Annotated in this window: 11 protein-coding genes and 2 pseudogenes; 6 read left to right on the top strand and 7 right to left on the bottom strand. The window is 45.7% G+C overall.

The genetic code is table 11. From position 1 onward, the window contains the following. The first annotated feature begins 501 nt into the window (after positions 1-501). The 3 genes from ACM0OZ_RS29310 (at position 502) to ACM0OZ_RS29300 (ending at position 2,597) form a co-directional block, all read left to right on the top strand. The gene (locus ACM0OZ_RS29310; RefSeq protein ID WP_414586359.1) at positions 502-1,605 is read left to right on the top strand and encodes a M4 family metallopeptidase; all 1,104 of its coding nucleotides are present in this window, start codon (positions 502-504) and stop codon (positions 1,603-1,605) included. A gap of 18 nt (positions 1,606-1,623) precedes the next feature. Then, complete coding sequence (locus ACM0OZ_RS29305) at positions 1,624-1,914, top strand: protealysin inhibitor emfourin (protein ID WP_414586357.1); 291 nt, start codon at positions 1,624-1,626, stop codon at positions 1,912-1,914. A gap of 143 nt (positions 1,915-2,057) precedes the next feature. Further along, on the top strand, positions 2,058-2,597 hold the full coding sequence (locus tag ACM0OZ_RS29300) for a protealysin inhibitor emfourin (RefSeq protein ID WP_414586356.1): 540 nt from the start codon (positions 2,058-2,060) through the stop codon (positions 2,595-2,597). A gap of 163 nt (positions 2,598-2,760) precedes the next feature. On the opposite strand, the pseudogene ACM0OZ_RS29295 reads toward ACM0OZ_RS29300, so the two are convergent. The 6 genes and pseudogenes from ACM0OZ_RS29295 to ACM0OZ_RS29270 form a co-directional block, all read right to left on the bottom strand. Further along, a pseudogene (locus ACM0OZ_RS29295) lies at positions 2,761-3,402 on the bottom strand (response regulator); the annotation flags it as partial. Between the two features lie 372 nt (positions 3,403-3,774). Then, positions 3,775-4,362, bottom strand: a pseudogene (locus ACM0OZ_RS29290) (sensor histidine kinase); the annotation flags it as partial. 210 nt (positions 4,363-4,572) lie between these two features. Beyond that, positions 4,573-5,325 carry a hypothetical protein gene (locus tag ACM0OZ_RS29285; protein ID WP_414586355.1) on the bottom strand — a complete coding sequence of 251 codons (753 nt, stop codon included), beginning with the start codon at positions 5,323-5,325 and terminating at the stop codon, positions 4,573-4,575. 119 nt (positions 5,326-5,444) lie between these two features. Next, the gene (locus ACM0OZ_RS29280; RefSeq protein WP_414586353.1) at positions 5,445-7,541 is read right to left on the bottom strand and encodes a PAS domain-containing protein; all 2,097 of its coding nucleotides are present in this window, start codon (positions 7,539-7,541) and stop codon (positions 5,445-5,447) included. 183 nt (positions 7,542-7,724) lie between these two features. After that, positions 7,725-7,868 carry a ribbon-helix-helix protein, CopG family gene (locus tag ACM0OZ_RS29275; RefSeq protein WP_414586352.1) on the bottom strand — a complete coding sequence of 48 codons (144 nt, stop codon included), beginning with the start codon at positions 7,866-7,868 and terminating at the stop codon, positions 7,725-7,727. 816 nt (positions 7,869-8,684) lie between these two features. Next, complete coding sequence (locus ACM0OZ_RS29270; RefSeq protein WP_414586351.1) at positions 8,685-9,362, bottom strand: N-acetylmannosamine-6-phosphate 2-epimerase; 678 nt, start codon at positions 9,360-9,362, stop codon at positions 8,685-8,687. Between the two features lie 414 nt (positions 9,363-9,776). Here ACM0OZ_RS29270 and ACM0OZ_RS29265 point away from each other — a divergent pair, with 414 nt between their 5' ends. Further along, the gene (locus tag ACM0OZ_RS29265; RefSeq protein ID WP_414586350.1) at positions 9,777-11,030 is read left to right on the top strand and encodes a cytochrome P450; all 1,254 of its coding nucleotides are present in this window, start codon (positions 9,777-9,779) and stop codon (positions 11,028-11,030) included. 113 nt (positions 11,031-11,143) lie between these two features. Here the strand turns inward: ACM0OZ_RS29265 and ACM0OZ_RS29260 are convergent, their stop codons facing one another. Then, positions 11,144-13,309, bottom strand: coding sequence for an ATP-binding protein (locus tag ACM0OZ_RS29260; RefSeq protein ID WP_414586349.1), 2,166 nt, complete (start codon positions 13,307-13,309; stop codon positions 11,144-11,146). Positions 13,310-13,400: 91 nt separating this feature from the next. On the opposite strand from ACM0OZ_RS29260, the gene cobN reads away from it, so the two are divergent. Both cobN and ACM0OZ_RS29250 read left to right on the top strand, forming a co-directional pair. Next, complete coding sequence (cobN, locus tag ACM0OZ_RS29255; protein WP_414586348.1) at positions 13,401-17,465, top strand: cobaltochelatase subunit CobN; 4,065 nt, start codon at positions 13,401-13,403, stop codon at positions 17,463-17,465. 18 nt (positions 17,466-17,483) lie between these two features. After that, on the top strand, positions 17,484-17,990 hold a 507-nt coding region (locus tag ACM0OZ_RS29250; RefSeq protein WP_414586347.1), incomplete at its 3' end, for a peptidoglycan-binding domain-containing protein.

The raw sequence follows: 17,990 nt of genomic DNA, 5'->3' as shown, positions 1-17,990 counted from the left end.
ACCGAGAATTGAGGTAGAAAACACAATTTTTGTAGGAGTGATTGTGTAATGTTTAGCATTGTCTGTATCTGCAGATCAATTGCACTGCGGCGGCAAAATGTTTCAGCTATCTACAATCCACGTTCCATCGGACGCCAGTGCATAAGTTAATTTCACTGACACCTACTTAAGAATACAGCTATGAAGACTTATGTCCTCGCTAGTTCAAAACTCTACTAAGTTGAGGTGATTTATGTCTTATGGACTATGGCAGCCACACAATCAAAATTTTGGCGTAAGTTCTAGACTTATTCTTTGGCGCTCGCCAGCCCCCTGTCTCAACAGTTAACAACCCAAACTACCACACTAAGCGCGATCTCGAAGTTGATTTTGAATACGCTGCCGATATTGCTCGTGTAGTAGCGGCCGCCGCCTGGATGACAGCTAATTCCTAAAGTTTTTCTCAATCGACGTTTCAAGACTCTTAATAATTCAGCACTAGGTAATTAAGGAGCATATGTCATGTGTGAACATAGAAACCCAATACAATGCATCGTGCCACCCTACATGGTCGAAAAAATAATCGTGGGCTCAGGGGATGCCGAGACTAGCCAGGCAGCCTTAAGGAATCTCCGGCGTAGTTCTTACATTCGCAGGCTACGAGCGGAAACTCAGGCAAGAGGCTCTCAGTTTGCTGCGTTTCCGGACATAGCAGTCGAGGCGCACAATGCACAACTCGTTCGGCAGGTCTTTGATTGCGAAAAACGGGAAATCGTACCTGGGAGATTAGTGCGATCAGAAGGCGAAGATGCAACAGGTGATAGTGCCGTCGATGCAGCCTATGACGGCGCAGGGGATACCTGGACCTACTACAAAGAGGTACACAGACGTAACTCCATTGACGACGGTGGCATGATTATTAAGTCTAACGTTCACTACGGCGATCGAGTTGATAACGCCTTTTGGTTTCCAAGCCCAATTAAACAAATGGTATATGGTGATGGCAGCGGCACCGTCTTCACTAACTTGACGGGTTCACTGGATGTAATTGGCCACGAATTGACTCACGGAGTCATCGAACACGAAGGCAACTGGGTCTATGAGTTTCAGAGCGGCGCCCTAAATGAGTCCTTCTCAGATGTGTTCGGCTCGCTCGTCAAACAGTACAAGCTGAAACAGGATGTCAAGACGGCAGACTGGTTGGTCGGTGTAGAGGTGATGGTTCAGCCTGATGAAGAAAAGCCAATTTATGCACTCCGCTCCCTTAAAGAGCCAGGTAAGGCTTATCAAAACCATCCGGTTTTAGGGGACGATCCGCAACCCGCAACAATGGACAACTACAAGGATCTGCCAATATGGGAAGATAATGGCGGAGTTCATATTAATTCTGGTATAGCCAACCATGCCTTCTATCTGGCAGCCATGGACTTTGGCGGATATGCTTGGGAAAAAGCAGGGCAAATCTGGTACCGGGCAATGCGTAGCAGTCAACTCCGGCCTACCCCCTCTGCCCCTATCAATTTTGTCAAAGCTGCCCAGGCAACTATACAAATTGCCCGTGAGCTGTTTGGACCTGACGCAGAGAGGATAGTTGAAAAAGCCTGGAATGAAGTACAAGTGATTTAAGAAGCAAGGAGTGACCAAATGAGAATCCGGTTTCAGCAATCAGGCGGTCTAATTGGAAAATCGAAGAAATTGGATAAGGAAGGAGAGGAGTTTCCTAACGAGGAGCTAGCGAAGATTCGAGAGCTCGTTCGTCAGTCTGATTTCTTCGATATGCCCGAACCCCAACGAAAAAACATTCCGGATGCTCATACAGTCATGATGCACATCGAGCACGAGGGGCGTTCTCGCACCATAGTTTGCACTCGTGAGACTGCCCCTCCAGCCCTGAAGGAATTGATTAAAGTATTAGAAAAATTTGCTTCTTACTAAAGAAGCTTGAATCATCCGCCTTCCTTTCCCCGCACAATGTGCGGTGTTAGTGGTCTGTAACTGGTTGAGCCTGGAGAGCGGTCAAACTAGATACTAGCTTGCGCTCTCTATACCTGATTGATTGACAAGGAGAGTATTGAGTAATGATGAGCTGGACGTTCAGCTTAGTAGTTCCAATTATCGGGCTTCTACTTGCTGCGTTTACACCATTTAGTGTAGCAACACAGGTAATGGCTGCCGCTCACAACGGGATGCACTTTAACGGTGCAAGTGAGCTTCAACTGCACAAAGCTAAGGAGGAAGGCAGTGACCTAGAAACTAAAACCCCGTGTTCCAAGCTCCTCAACGATTCTGATTGCAATATGCTTTCTGAAACCCTGGAACCTAATGATATAAGAATTCGGTTTGAGCAGTCAGGGGGTCTAATTGGTAAACCAAAAACCTTGGATATGGAAGGAAAAGAGTTCCCAGACGAGGATCTGGCTAAAATTCGGGAGCTTGTCCGTCAATCTGATTTCTTCGATATGCCCGAGCCTCAGCGAAGCAATATTCCGGATGCTCATACAGTCATGATGCACATTGAGCACGAGGGGCGTTCTCGCACAATGGTTGTCACCCGTGAGACTGCCCCTCCGGCGCTGAAGGAGTTGATCAAAGTGTTAGAAAAATTCGCTTCTTACTAGCGGATTTTGTAAATAGACCTATGCTGGCTGACAGCCTATGGCAGTTGGAGCAGCATTGCCCTTTGGCATAGCGGTGGAAATCAGGATGGTGGTTGAAGTCTTTGGCAGCTGAAGGCATAGCATTTGCTATCTTTGTTGGAGTGCCCTAGAACCGACACCTTGGTTATTCTTGGTTGTACTTAACTAGCTCAGAAATCGCTTCAATTAACAAAGTTGGATCTACTGGCTTAGAAATATGCTTTTGAAAACCCGCTGAAAGTGCTTTTTCTTCGTTCATTTCCCCTGCATAAGCAGTTAGGGCGATCGCTGGAATTTGTCCTCCCTGTTCTGGCGGCAAAGTTCTGACTTGCCGTATCAACGTGTATCCGTCGACTTCCGGCATACCGATGTCGCTAAGGAACACATCTGGCAGAGACTGGGTTAAAGCGGTGAGTACTTCACTGGCTTTTGTCACTGCTGTTACACTCGCCCCATACTCCTCTAGCAAGAAGGTGACAAACTCCCGTGTATCGGTATCATCATCTACCAATAACACCGTTACGTTATTCAAATCCGGGCATGACTGAGACTGTGTCTCATTTTGGAGTGTCTGTTGTGGTTGAGTTGGCATCAGCGGTAGTTTTACTGTAAAGCTTGCCCCCTCACCAACGCCCTTGCTCTCTGCTTGGACTGTTCCGCCATGTAGTTCGACTAAATGACGGACAATCGCCAGCCCTAACCCCAGTCCACCAAAGTTTCTGGTTGTGCTACTGTTCTCTTGGCGGAAGTAGTCAAACACATAGGGAAGAAAGTCAGGCTCAATACCGCTTCTAAAAACCGAAGCATATCTGGGCATTAGTCCGTAAATATGGGCAAGCTCAACTCCACGGTATAAGTTCGCTCGATTAGAAGCGCTTGGAAGCTTGGTTCCCTTGCTTCGTAGCTCAGGTTCTTTGACCACTAATCCCCAGTTAGAGATACTGAAACGAATTTCAATACGAGACTTAAAAAATATTCAATTTTTAATAATTAGTTTGTGCCAAGTGTTTCAAGGGTTTCACGCCAAGTAAGCTATGAGATCCCGTACTAATCAAACGTTGATTGATTATACAACAACAAACGTACAGTTTCCGCATTCCGATGGGCAATAATTCAGACATTTGCCTAGATATGCACAAAATTAACCGAGCAGCATCCAACCCTTACCTATATCAGTTACTACAATTTGGGCGTAATGTCCAACGCGTTCTAGTCGGATATTCACCCGTCCTCCCTGTTGTGTGAACTTCACCGCATTTGCCAGCAGGTTCCAAACGATTTGCTGCAATCGGCTTGAGTCACCCAGAACTTTCCCCAAATTTGGTTCAAACATTGTGTGTATTTTAATTGACTTAGCTTCAGCCGACAAACCCACTGTTTCCATTGCTGCTGAAATTACTGCTGCTAGGTCAATAGGGCAAATATTTAGACTAACTTTACCCCGTAGAATTCGGGAGACATCGAGCAAATCTTCAACCAATTGAATCTGTACTTTAGCATTGCGTTCGATAGTTTCCAAAGCGCGGTCTGTTGTCTTTTGGTCTAACTTTCCTTTGCGAAGCAGTGTTGTCCAACCCATAATCGGGTTGAGTGGCGAGCCTCCTGTCTCCTTCGGAGACGCTGCGCGAACGGAGGAGCTTCGCTAACGCAATTCATGGGAAAGGACTGCCAAAAACTCGTCTTTAATGCGATTGGCTGTTTCTGCGACTTCTCGTGCCTTTTGCTCTGCATAGTATAAACGAGCACGTACAAGTGCCTGAGCGCACTGCTGTGCCATTGTCAGCATGAAGGCACGATCATACTCGTTAAACTCCCTAGCTTCGCCGAAAGCTAGGGAGATTCCACCCACGGCTCGCCCCTCTACCAGTAACGGATCGAAATCCAAGCCTCGTAGTTATACTGAGCGTACATTTGAGTCAGATGTGGATAACGAGCGACTCTTGAGCCACTCTGCGGTCTAAAGACACGCAGATTCAGGCAGAGATGAGACTAGCTTTTCGCTCGTTATAGCTATCTGGCTAGACGTTCTGCCTTCGTTGGAGAACCGCTCTAAGGGAGAATCAGTCTTCCTGCTTTCGGACTCGCCTACTTGCTTGCGGCTTTGTGAATGTTGCTCAAACGCCTCCAATAAGACCGACTCCAGCCTTGGATACTCGTTTAGAGCATCCTGCAATGACAACTTATCCTGATTGACATACCTACTTAAAAACGCACTGAACAAATCCCGGTGATGCTCCGGAATGCCTGTTACATCGCGATGAACTCGTTGAGACAAGGACTTTTTGATACGGCTACCGTCCAAGTGGGTTTGAGACAGTGCAGTTTTTTGAGTAGAGAATTTTGTGAACGAACCGCCAGCGTTTTCAGCTTTGCGCTTCAGTTCTGATTGTACAAATCCTGGGGACTTGGCAGAAATAGCTTTACCATATCGCTTCTGCCAACCCTTAACTGAGACGTTCTCAGTTTTGATATCCTTGCCATGTCTCAAAATCTCGTTAACAACCCGACGATTCTGGGTTTTGGCATATGCAGTTTTTTTGCGTTCTAGCTCACGTTTCTTTTGTGCAGCTTTACGGTAGTTAACAGACTTGTTCCACTGACGCTTGCCCTTTTTAGCCTTGCCTTTCTTTACAACTGTTTTACGTCCTTTACGTGCTTTAAAATCCGGTTCATAGTTGTCAGAATTGTTAGCACGTTGGGAACGCTGCATCTGACGTTGTAGTACATGTATCTAAGTTTGAAAACTGGGAACGCTCTCGGCAAAGGGAAGTAGTCCAGCATGGTTATCACCAACAAATGCAATGTTTGAAACGTTGAGGTCAAGCCCAATCAATCCATCAGAAACCTGATAATATCAACGACGCACCAATCAGCGATTGGGCTTTGCCCAGTGCCAGAGGCAATCGCAGGCACTGCCAAACGAGCCACACTGGCTAAAGTTGTTTCATAATCCAATGATGAACCTAGGATATCGCTTGCTTGAGCAAGAAAGCGCAATCTCTCCTCAGCCTGCTTACGCTCCGTGATATCCCGAGAGGATGCCTGCATTTCTAAAATTTGCCCAGTTTCTGCATCGCGGATAGCTCGGACAGTGGCTTCAATCCAGATATAATGTCCGTCTTTGTGACGCGCTCGATGAGTTATGGTATATATGTCTGGTAAATCTGCATTGACTGGGTAGTTCCTAGCAATCTCAACCAAATCATCTGGGTGAACTAACTCCGCACTGGAACGACCAACCAGTTCCTCAGGTTTATACCCAAGCACTGTATAACAAGCAGGTGAAACGTAGCTAAGAATTCCACCAACTGAGTGACGCGAAATAATATCAGTTGAATTTTCAGCCATCAGCCGAAAACGCGCCTCACTCTCTCGCAATGCCGCTTCTGACAGCTTGCGCTGTGTGATGTCAACCGACACTCCAACGATCCGCAAAGGTTGCCCATCGGCTCCCCGGTGGACCACGTTTCCCTGACTCACTATCCACCGTACCTTGCCATCGGAACCTACCACTCTGTACTCTAAAATATAAGGTATTTCACTACGCAGAGCGAGGATGCTCGTTTGTAAGACTTGGGGACGGTCTTCTGGGTGAATGAATTCTACAAATTCATATGGTGTTCCGCGCTGAATTCCCCAGATTTTTAAACCACTTTCAGAGCAGACAACTTGGCGGGTTCTTATATCTAAATCCCAAGCAACCATGTCAGCCGCTGCCAAAGCGAGTTGCAACCGGTGCTCCATGTCTCGAAGTGTTGCCTCTACTTGCTTGCGTTCTGTGATGTCCATCAGAACGCCAATCAGCTTGTGTGGTTTACCAGCGTTATCATGAAGCACCTGACCGATACTAGCTGCCCAACGGATGCTACCATCTGAGTACAAGAGGCGATACTCAATATTGCAATCCAAGGATTGTTGAATAACTTGCAGACTGGTTTGGTGAACGCGCTCTCGGTCCTCTGGGTGAATGCAATTCAGAAAAGCTTCATAACTGCTGTTGTCAGTACTAGGAGTTAGCCCGAATATTTGATACACTTTGGGGGACCAATATCCTGCATCTGTTGTTAAATCTCGCTCCCATATCCCCATCTTGGCAGCTTGAAGTGCCAGATGTAAGCGTTCCTCACTTTCGCGCAAAGCTTGCTCTACTCGCTTTTGTGCATCAATATCGGTACAGGTTCCAAACCAACGAGTTATCTTGCCTGTCGCGTTCTGCTGTGGTAGCGCTCGTGCTAAATGCCACCGATACGAGCCATCTGCCATTTTCAGACGGTACTCAAGTTCATACTGAGTTCCAGCACTGACAGATTGCATCCAGCGATCGATTGTTCGCTGCAAGTCATCCGGATGCACAACCGGATGCCAACCTTCTACCAAAAGTTGCTCTAAAGTGATGCCAAATGCATCAACAGCTTGCTGGTTAAAATACTCCGCTTCACCATTGGAACGACAAGTCCAGACAATATGTGGGATGGCATCGGTGATCTCACCAAACCACTCTTCGCTGTTTTGGTGAGGCTCAGTAATGTCCGTGATCAAAATTGAAACTCCATCGCCGGAAGGATAAATGCGGTTTTCAAAGTGGCGTTGCCAAGGCGAATAGAAGTAGTCGCACTGGACAAATCTTTGCTCTGCGATCGCTCGATGCGCTTCCAAGTAGAACTGGCTCCCCACTGTATCGGGAAACACGTCCCAAATACACTTGCCTAACAGCTCTTCCTTGGGAATTCCCACGACTTCCGCGACAGTGTCATTAACGTATGTGTAGCGCCACTCCTTATCCAGTACCAAAAATTGGTCATTGATTCTAGATATGCCGTTTCCTGTGGTTACTTTGGCTACGTTCATTTTTGGCACCAGCGCCTTTACTTCGCCACCACCAGCAAACGAGTCCTCTGGTACGTCTGCCTTCACCTTAGGAGTCACCGTCTCTACTCCTCATTCTTGAAAGTATGTGGCTATCAGGTCTTTGCCGCTATTATCCACTTAGTGCAGTAGCTCCTCAATCATTTTCAAAGCTGAGAGTAAAAGTTTTGTCTGCCCATTCTTACAGAGATTGAAGCAGAAAGACCACGGCTTCTAGCCGTGCTGAATGAATGCGCTCTTTCTTTAGCCCCCGTCAGATATCTTTTTAAGAGAACGAATCCACTCACGAACTAAGTCTGTCTTGGTTCGTTTTGTCTCCTTAGCATACTTTTCTAAAGTCTCCATTTCATTTTTTGGCAGTCTAACATTTAAGCGAACTTCTTCCATCTAAGTGAGTCAAATCTACTCACATATGCTATCATTATTTTAGTGGGTAGGGTATTCAACCACTTAAAAAACCCAGAGCCGAAAAGGCGTCGCACCTTGAAAACTGTTCGCGTAGCGTGCGCGATAGCGCATAGATAGGGGGTTCTAGTAGGAAAAGCACTGCTAGGTAAAATCTTCATGCACCAAGGAAGGCGAAAACCAAGATTTATGGTTGAAACCGTACGGTGGGGCGCACCGGAACGGGCTTCTGTAATGGAGCAAAAAGCTTGTTGTCGGGAACCACCTCTGGCGCAGTCGGGTAACTGATTGTGGTAAGTGGACTCGTAGAGGCAAGAATCCCACGGCTTTAACGTAAGTGGAGCCGTGGGAGCGTCAAGAACTAACTCTGCCAACCCTCACTCCACAATCGCGGATACAGGGCGAGTCCTTTTCACTTTTAATTTTAATTTAAAGCTCAATATATCAGGCGATATCTTTTCTATTCCATCTACTAAAAGGGGTAAAATCTATTTTAGCCACAATTATTAACATATTAGACATATTAACAGTGTCTTTTAACCTGCAAGGCATATCTCGGACACAGTTAAATACTTTTGTTATCTGTCTACAGATACTAGAAGCAAACTTCATGAAAACGTTATATTTAACTTAGTTTAAAAACCGCTAGCTAGCATATAATTAAAAATCCAAAAATATCCAATTTACAAGCGCCATTTTTGAAAAATACAGAGCTTTCAAAACCACATACTAGAGGCGCATTATTGGTGTACCCCAATAGAAAATTTGTATGTTAACCAAATTGGAAACTGCTACAAATCACAACTCTTTTACATATCTTTTGACAAGATGATCAATACCAGTGATCGCAGTGCCGACAACAACAGCGTCTGCCCCTAAATCAATAGCACGACGAGCCATTTGGGGTGAAGATATGCCACCTTCACAAATTGCTGGAACGTCTAATTGCTGCACGATTTGGGTGAGGAGTTCCCAGCCAGGGGGAGAAAGATGCTTGGTTGAGTCAGTGTAACCAAAAAGAGTTGTCCCCACAATATCTGCACCAGCCGCGACAGCTGCTTTTGCTGCTTCAATCGTGTCTACATCTGCCATAACTGTTTTGCCTAATTGATGAATTCGGGCAATGATATCTGCCATTGTTTCATCTCCAGGGCGATTTCTGGTAGTCGCGTCTATGGCAATTATATCTGCTCCCGCTTTTGCCACAGCAGCAGCATGGTGAAACTGTGGTGTGATGTATACGTCATAACCAGATACGACTTGTTTCCATAATCCAATAATTGGAACTTTTACTTTTTGTTTGACAGCAACGATGTGAGCAGGAGTATCAATTCTGACTCCAACAGCACCATTCTTGACAGCAGCTTGCGCCATTGCTGCGATAACCGTTGGTTCGTGCAGTGGTGATTCAACAGGCGCTTGGCAAGATACGATCAGTCCGTGATGCAGGGCTTGAATTAAAGAGTCATTAGTCATTAGTCATTTACCCTTCAGATCCCCGACTTCTATAAGAAGTCGGGGATCTTGTTTTTCACGAATCATTTAGGATTGCTCTATCTATTAATCATACTTTTGCAAGATATTTATTAGTTATTAGTTCTTCCTATAGAAATGAATTTCTATATTTAGGTCTATTGACAAAATTAACTTGTTTTCAACTTGTTATCAATGGATCAAGCAGTTACAATACCTTAAAACTTTCTTTCCCCCTACCCCCGTTCGGGGTTCGGCGAGTTCACCCGAGCGTTCGACTGAGCTCACGCCGAAGTCCGCCTTTGCTCACGGCCGAAGCCTGCCCCCTTAATGATAAGTTTTTAGCCGGACATGATATGAGGCTAAAGCGTGACTACCTAAATTTTTTTTAGTTCAGTCCTAATTGAGATTAAGCAAATGAATTCACAACACAAGAATATGCCAGCAAAAGCAAACCAGCAAACGTATGATCTGTTTGCACCATCCGCTTTGGACAATTCCTATCCACTCTTCAAACGGATGCGTGAAGAAGACCCCGTTCACTATAGCGAATCTTTCGGATACTGGGTTTTGACACGCTATAGAGATGTTGAGGCGGCTTTACGGGATGAGCGTTTGAGTTCAGACCGGACAGCGTTGTTTATCAATCAGTTAGGAAATTTTGATGTCAAAGAGATCCAGAATTTCCTTCATCTGATATCAAAAATGTTGCTTGAGAAAAATCCACCGGAGCACACCAGACTGCGGAAGTTAGCCAATCAGGGATTTACAACACGCGCTATAGAAAGCTGGCGATCCATTATCCAGAATACCACCAATGAATTGTTGGATAACGTTCAAAATTACGGCTACATGAATGTTGTATCCGATTTGTCGGTACCACTACCAACGCTCATTCTTACTAAGATATTTGGCGTGCCAGAAACCGACAGGGCGAACTTCATCAAATGGGCTATGGATATTGGCACATTTTTTGGCGCACCGGGCGGCTCAAATATTGAAGAATTTGCACGCAAGGCAGACCTCGCTGCCGCAGAGTTTTCTGCACTAATTAGGCAACTGATTGAACAACGGCGTCGGCAACCCGGAACCGACATGATTAGCCTGCTGACCGTAGCCTACCTTGAGCAGGGATTTAATCTTGATGAACTCCCATCTCAATGTATCTTGATCTTAAATGCAGGTCTGTTGACCACCACAGACCAGATTTCCAATGGGGTGAATGCACTGCTGCGTCATCCGGATCAACTGCAAAAACTGAAACAAAATCCGACTCTGATCAATTCCGCTGTCGAAGAAATGATCCGTTTCGATACCTCCGTTCCTTTTTTCTTTCGGATTGCCAAACAAGACCTGACGATTGGCGGTAAGGACATCCCGGCGGGTAGCGTCATAGCACTGGGACTTGGGGCGGCGAATCATGACCCCGAGAAGTTTGACTCACCGTCCGTTTTCGATATTACACGATTGCCCAACGAACACCTTGGGTTTGGTGCAGGGATTCACTTTTGTCTGGGATCTGTTTTAGCTCGCATGGAGTTAACTATTTGCTTCACCACATTACTGACAAGACTACCGAATCTTAGCTTCGATCCCGATAAGCAAGCTATTCCAACAAAACATACAACTCTGATCTTCAAGGGGTTCGATTCGCTACCCGTAAAGTTCTAGCACAGGCTTAAGTTAATGCTAAAGTAGCCATCATGAACTGTATATACTAGGACAGATGAAAATTTATTTTTTCTTCTGCCTTCCTAGCTGCGGAGTTCTATTTTCAAGTCAGGCTAGGCTGGTATCCAAACAGTGAATACTGAGCCAGCGCCTACGGTGGATTCTACTTCAATTCGACCCCGGTGGAGTTCTACAAGTTGTTTCGTTAAAGCCAAACCCAGTCCGGTTCCTCCGTAACGACGGCGGTATGGTGTATCAAGTTGGTGAAATTTCTCAAACAGTAGGGACAATTGTTCTTCTGGAATGCCTATGCCAGTATCCTCTACTTGAAATACTGCGGTTTCGTCTTCTACCCAAAGACGTAAAGTGACATTGCCGCCTTCTGGTGTGAATTTTATCGCATTGGTTAACAGGTTCCAGATAATTTGTCGCACTCGCCTGACATCAGCAGTAAATATGTCTTGCTGCGGGTTGAGTTGCACATCCAGGTTGAGATTGACTCGCTGACTTGTTGCTTTTTCTTTGAGCGCGTTGACTGTGGATTGGGCTATGTTTACCAATGAAAATTCTGTAATATTTAAAACAGCCTTGCCTGCCTCAATTTGAGATAAATCGAGGATATCATTAATCATGTCTTGTAAATGTTCACCACTGTCGTGGATAGTTTGGAGATAATCGCGTTGACGCTGAGTCAATTCACCAAAAGACCAGCGTAACAAAGTGGAAGACATGCCGATAACGTAAGTCAGAGGTGTAAGCAATTCATGGCTAATGGTGGCAAGAAATTCACTTCTGAGACGGCTGGCGGCTTCTGCGGCTTCTAGGGCATCGTGAAGCGCCATTGTACGCTCAACAACTCGTTGCTCAAGAGTTTGTTTTTCTTGAGTGAGCGATCGCATTAATTCTGCTTGATGAATCGCGATCGCCAGTTGTTCAGCCACAGAACTCAGCAAATTTTTCTCACTTTCACTCCAGTGGCGAGGAGTATTGCACTGATGAGCAATCAATAGCCCCCAAAGTTTCTCCTCATACACAATTGGGGAAGCTAACTTTGCCCTGATTTTAGCTTTCCTTAAAAAATGTAACAAACACTCTTCTAGAGCATAAGTTTTTTCTACATCATCCACAGCCAACGTAAAGCCTTGGCGATACTTTTCCCAACATCGGGGTATCTGTGCAAAACAATTTTTTTCCTTATAATTCAACACTGATGGAATATCATCGTCAGCCCGGACTTCGTAGACAATGCAGCCTCCTTTGTCGGGTAATTCTTGCTGCTGTGTTTGGAAAGGTGTGGAGATGGAAAGTTGTGGAGATGGAAAGTTGTGGAGATGGAAAGGTGTGGAGATGGAAAGTTGTGGAGATGGGAATGGGGAGGTTGTTGAGTGTTGAGTCTTAACTGTTGATTCTTCAAATTTGTAAACGACAAGCCTGTCTAATTCCAAAAACTCTCGTACTTGTGCAACTGCTGTTGCCATAATCACAGGCAAATCCAGAGTTTTACGGATTTGACTTGTGACCTGATTTAACAGTCGTTCTTGAGCAATCTGTTTATTCAGAGCATGTTGCACAGGTTGACAGACAGACACCTGAGGATAAGTTGGGGGGAATGATTTTACCACCTCATGGCTTCCTTGTGGCAAAAAATACTTTAATAACAAAAGTGAGAATTGACTTTGAAGCGTGCCATCATTAGGAACGGGAATTTGACGATATTGTTCAAGCTTTTGGTACGTCTGAGAATCTCGCTCAAACAAATCTCTCAAGTTCAAAACGAAGGAGGCGATCGCTTCTGGATCAAACGTCAATTGCACATTAAGTGCTGAGAAGTTTTTCGCCTCCTCTGGTTCCCATTGAGGAGCCAGCGCTGTGGACAAGTCTGACGACTTAAGGTGAGGAGCCTGCAACTGTCCGTTGGAGTTCCCATTGTAGTCACTGGCGTTGCTGAATGCTGAGTCAAAAGTCTGCTCCCCCTGCTCCCCTCCTCCCTCGCTCCCTCGCTCCCTCACTCCCTCGCTCCCCTGCTCAAGAGCTCCCCTGCTCAAGAGCTCCTCTGGGGAACCCACAAGCAGCCCACTAAATTGTTCAGAAACCACCACAGTAAACCGTTGTGTCTGCCATTCTTGGGGTAGATCAATCGGTATCAACACAGCTTCTGTGAGTACCAAAGCCGCCTTTCCCACTGCTTGTTGAGCCATCTGCTGCAAGAATTCCCCAAGCTGATCAAAAACATTACTAGGCAAGGTTCGAGAAAAGCTCAAATCGCGAGAACTAGGCATTGTTAAAAATAAAAGTGAAAGGGGCTTTGTGCTATTGCTCAAAAATTTGTACTGTGTTCTAACCAACAGTTTAAGACGGTAATACAGGATTATGCATCGTATTAATGCCACATCGGGTGGATGGAACCCTCAATCGGAAGGCTTAATTTTTCTAGAACAAACCCCTGCTCCCATAGTGTTTCTTACGTCTGCTGATACCGATATTCAAACTTTGGCGGCGGCTGTACCCAAATTACCCACGACATTTCCTGCTTTAAGAGTTGCTAATCTACTGCAATTGCAGCAACAAGTAAGTATTGATGACTATGTCGAAAAAGTTTTAGAATTTGCTCAAGTAATAATTCTCCGGTTGTTAGGAGGGCGTTCTTACTGGGCTTATGGCTTAGAAGTTGTGCAGGAAATTGTGGAACGTAATGGTACAACCCTCATTGTAATGCCAGGGGATGACGCTATAGACCCCGATTTAATCTCTCACTCTACTCTACCTCTGAGTACTGTTAATCAGGTGTGGCGCTACTTTAACGAAGGCGGAGTAGAAAATATTCTCAATGCTCTCCAGTTTATCGCCGATACTTGCTTTTCAACTTCTTTTAATCCTTCTCCTCCCCAGGTTGTTCCGCGCGTGGGGCTTTATGGATGGCAAATGAGAGATGAGGGAGATGAGGGAGCAGGGGGAGAAATCAATTCAAAATTCAAAATTCAAAATTCAAAATTACGAGTTTCCTCCTCATCCTCCTCATCCTCCTCATCCTCCTCATCCTCCTCATCTCCTCAGCCTCTCACCCCGAAAGTAGGAATTCTTTTCTACCGTGCTCATTATTTGGCGGGAAACATCAAGGTGATAGATGCTTTGTGCGATGCTTTGGCAAAGCGAAATCTAACACCAGTACCGATTTTTGTTTCTTCTTTGCGTGATGTTGATGTTCAAACTGAATTGTGCGAGTTTTTTCAACCCAAAGACACGCAGCAAATTGCACTGCTGCTGAATACCACGAGTTTTTCTCTGGCGCGTTTGGAAACAGAAACACCCCAGGTTGATTTGTGGCAAAAATTGGATGTGCCTGTGTTGCAAGTTATCCTTAGCAGTGGTGCGGTTGAGCAGTGGGAGTTGCAATTTCAAGGGCTTTCACCTCGCGATATGGCGATGAATGTGGCGCTTCCAGAAGTAGATGGGCGAATCATCTCTCGTGCTGTGTCTTTTAAAACGGTACAAACGAACAATCCTGATTTGCAAACTGATGTGGTAGTTTATGAACCAGTAAGCTCGCGCATTGAGTTTGTCGCTTCTTTAGCCGCTAATTGGGTGCACCTGCGTTCTAAGCCTCCTGAAGAACGTCGGGTGGCGCTGATTTTGGCAAATTACCCGACTCGTAATGGACGTTTGGCTAATGGTGTGGGATTAGATACGCCAGCTAGTTGTGTGGAAATTCTTCAAGCTTTGCAGTCTGCTGGGTATCATGTGGAAAATTTACCTAGTAATGGGGATGAGTTGATTGAATGTCTCACGGCTGGGGTGACGAATGATCCGGAAGGTAGAGAGTTGCGTCCGGTGCTGCAAAGTGTTTCTTTAGAGGAGTATGAGGAGTATTTTGGTTTGTTACCGGAAGCTGTGCAGCAAGGAATTGGCGCAAGGTGGGGAAGTGTTTTTGAAACGAACCGCCAAGACGCCAAGGACGCAGAGGAAGAAAGAGAGAAAATATATTTTAATTTCCCTCCCTCCCTCACTCCCTCCTTCCCTATTTCTGGAATTCAGTTGGGTAACGTTTTTGTGGGAGTTCAACCAGCGCGGGGGTATGATGTTGATCCAAGTTTGAATTATCATGCGCCGGATTTGGAGCCAACTCATGATTATTTAGCTTTTTATTATTGGCTGCGGGAATGTTTTGGCGCTGATGCTGTGGTTCATGTGGGGAAGCATGGAAATCTGGAATGGCTTCCGGGTAAAAGTGTGGCTTTGTCGAGTCAATGTTATCCTGAGGTGGCTTTGGGAGCTCTTCCCCATTTGTATCCGTTTATTGTAAATGATCCAGGTGAAGGTTCGCAGGCTAAACGTCGCGCTCAAGCGGTGATTGTGGATCATTTGACGCCGCCTCTGACTCGTGCAGAACTTTATGGTTCTCTGCATGAGTTGGAAAATTTGATTGATGAGTATTATGAAGCGGAAAGTTTAGATCCATCTCGTTTGCCAATCATAGGCGATCGCATCCGCGAACTGGTTGTCAAAGAAAATCTTTTCTTGGATTTGGAATTAAAGTATAAAGCAAAAGGTTTAACGCGAAAACAAGATTCTTCTGATTCAACGTTTGACTTGTCAGTTTTACCTTCGCTTGATGGTTATCTTTGTGAATTGAAGGAAGCTCAAATCCGCGATGGATTGCATATTTTTGGGCAATGTCCTCAAGGGCGACAACTGCGAGATTTAATTGTGGCGATCGCCCGTCTTCCCAATCGCCATCATATTGGATTCACCCGTGCTTTAGCTCAAGATTTGGGCTTAGATTTTGACCCCCTGACGGCTGATTTCAGTACTGAACTATCAGTTCAAGATATTGAGCTTTTAGCTGACAAAACTCAACACACCTGTCGCACCGTGGGCGATGCTATCGAAATCTTAGAACAACAAGCCGCCGAAATCGTAGAAAATCTCAGAACTCAGAACTCAGAACTCAGAACTCAGAACTCAGAACTCAGAAACGTCCTCAACTGGATACGCACCCGCCTGCTTCCTTCTTTACTACAAACTCACGAAGAAATTACTAACTTGTTACGCGGACTCGATGGCGGCTATGTCCCTAGTGCTCCCGCTGGCGCACCCACGCGGGGACGTCCGGAAGTTCTGCCAACTGGTAAAAATTTTTATTCTGTAGATATCCGTGCTGTTCCTACGGAAAGTGCTTGGGATGTCGGGAGGAAAGCGGCTGAAGCGCTCATCGAACGTTACGCTCAAGAGCAAGGTGAGTATCCGAAAACACTAGGATTAACTGTGTGGGGAACTGCCACGATGCGGACTGGAGGTGATGATATTGCCCAAGCGCTGGCTTTACTTGGTGTGCAACCTGTGTGGGATGGTGCGGCGCGACGGGTAGTAGATTTTGAAATTTTGCCGCTTTCTGTTTTGGGGCGTCCGCGTGTGGATGTCACGTTGCGAATTTCTGGTTTCTTTAGGGATGCTTTTCCCAACTTGATTGATTTGTTCGACTCGGCTGTGCAAGCAGTCGCAGCTTTGGATGAACCACCAGAGGAAAATCCTCTTGCAGTACAAGTTCGACAGGAGACTGATTTTTGGACAAAACTTGGTTTAAGTTTACCAGAAGCAAGAGTGCGATCGCGCTACCGTATCTTTGGTTCTAAACCAGGTGCTTACGGCGCAGGACTCCAAGGTTTAATTGAATCACAAAACTGGACGGATGACCAAGATTTAGCTCGTGCTTACATCAACTGGAGTTCCTATGCGTACACATCAGGAAGAGTAGGGGAAGCAGAGGGAGAAATTACTTCCTCATCCCCCCCATCCCCCTCATCCCCCTCATCCCCCTCATCCCCCTCATCCCCCTCATCCCCCTCATCCCTTCAACAAGGACGTTCCGCCCCAGAAGCGTTTGAAATGCGGTTGCAACAAATGCAGATAGTGTTACAAAATCAAGACAATCGCGAACACGATTTGCTCGATTCTGATGATTACTATCAATTTCAGGGTGGTTTAACAGCTGCGATACGTGCTGTACGAGGAGAAAATCCCCAAACCTATTTTGGTGATAATTCGATTCCTGCTCAACCGCGAGTCCGCCAACTTAAAGAAGAAATCGCACGGGTGTATCGTTCTCGCGTCGTGAATCCTAAATGGATTGCGGGAGTGATGCGCCACGGTTACAAGGGTGCTTTTGAAATGGCGGCGACGGTGGATTATTTATTTGCTTACGATGCTACGGCAAAATGTGTGGAAGACTATATGTACGAAGGGATAGCCCAGGCGTATTTATTTGACCCGGTTGTGTCGGAATTCATTGAGCAAAAAAACCCCTATGCTCTGCGTGATATGGCTGAAAGATTACTAGAAGCACATAAGCGCAGTTTATGGCACGATGTAAATATGCAAACACTGGAACTTTTGCGAAACATAGTACATCAAGCCGAAGCAGCGATTGAAGAAAAATAAGTGGTGTAGAAAAAAAATATGGAGAATCTTGCGTATCTGCACGTAGCTTCTGACTACGAGGACCTACCCCCTAGTGAATTAATTTCTCTGAGCCATTTGTTTAAGAAAACAGCAGCACCTGATTGGACACGGTTGTCTGGTAGAGCCTGGAAATATATGCTGCCCCTAGCCATTGCCTTGTCTATTATCAGTAGTGTGAGCAGTGTGCTAGCACTTGAAAAAGGCGATCGCGGTCCTTCTGTGAGAAACCTACAACAACAGTTGAAAAGGACAGGCTTTTATCAAGCTCCTATAACTCAAGTCTATGACGCCTCAACAGAAGATGCTGTGCGCCGCTTCCAATCAGCTGCTGGCTTGGATGTTAACGGTGTTGCAGGATCTGTGACTGTACAAAAATTAGAGGGGTGGCGTACCTCTACTGAAGCTTCCCAACCTCGAAACACCAGTACTGAAAATCCCCAAGCGAGAACAACCAGTACTGAAAATTCTCAAGCCAGAAGAACCAGTACTGAAAATTCTCAAGCC

This window comes from Scytonema sp. PCC 10023 (assembly GCF_963920835.1).
Taxonomy (GTDB): Bacteria; Cyanobacteriota; Cyanobacteriia; order Cyanobacteriales; family Nostocaceae; genus Kalymmatonema.
Note: the sequence above shows the minus strand (reverse complement) of the source record. Positions and strands in the feature narration are given on the sequence as shown.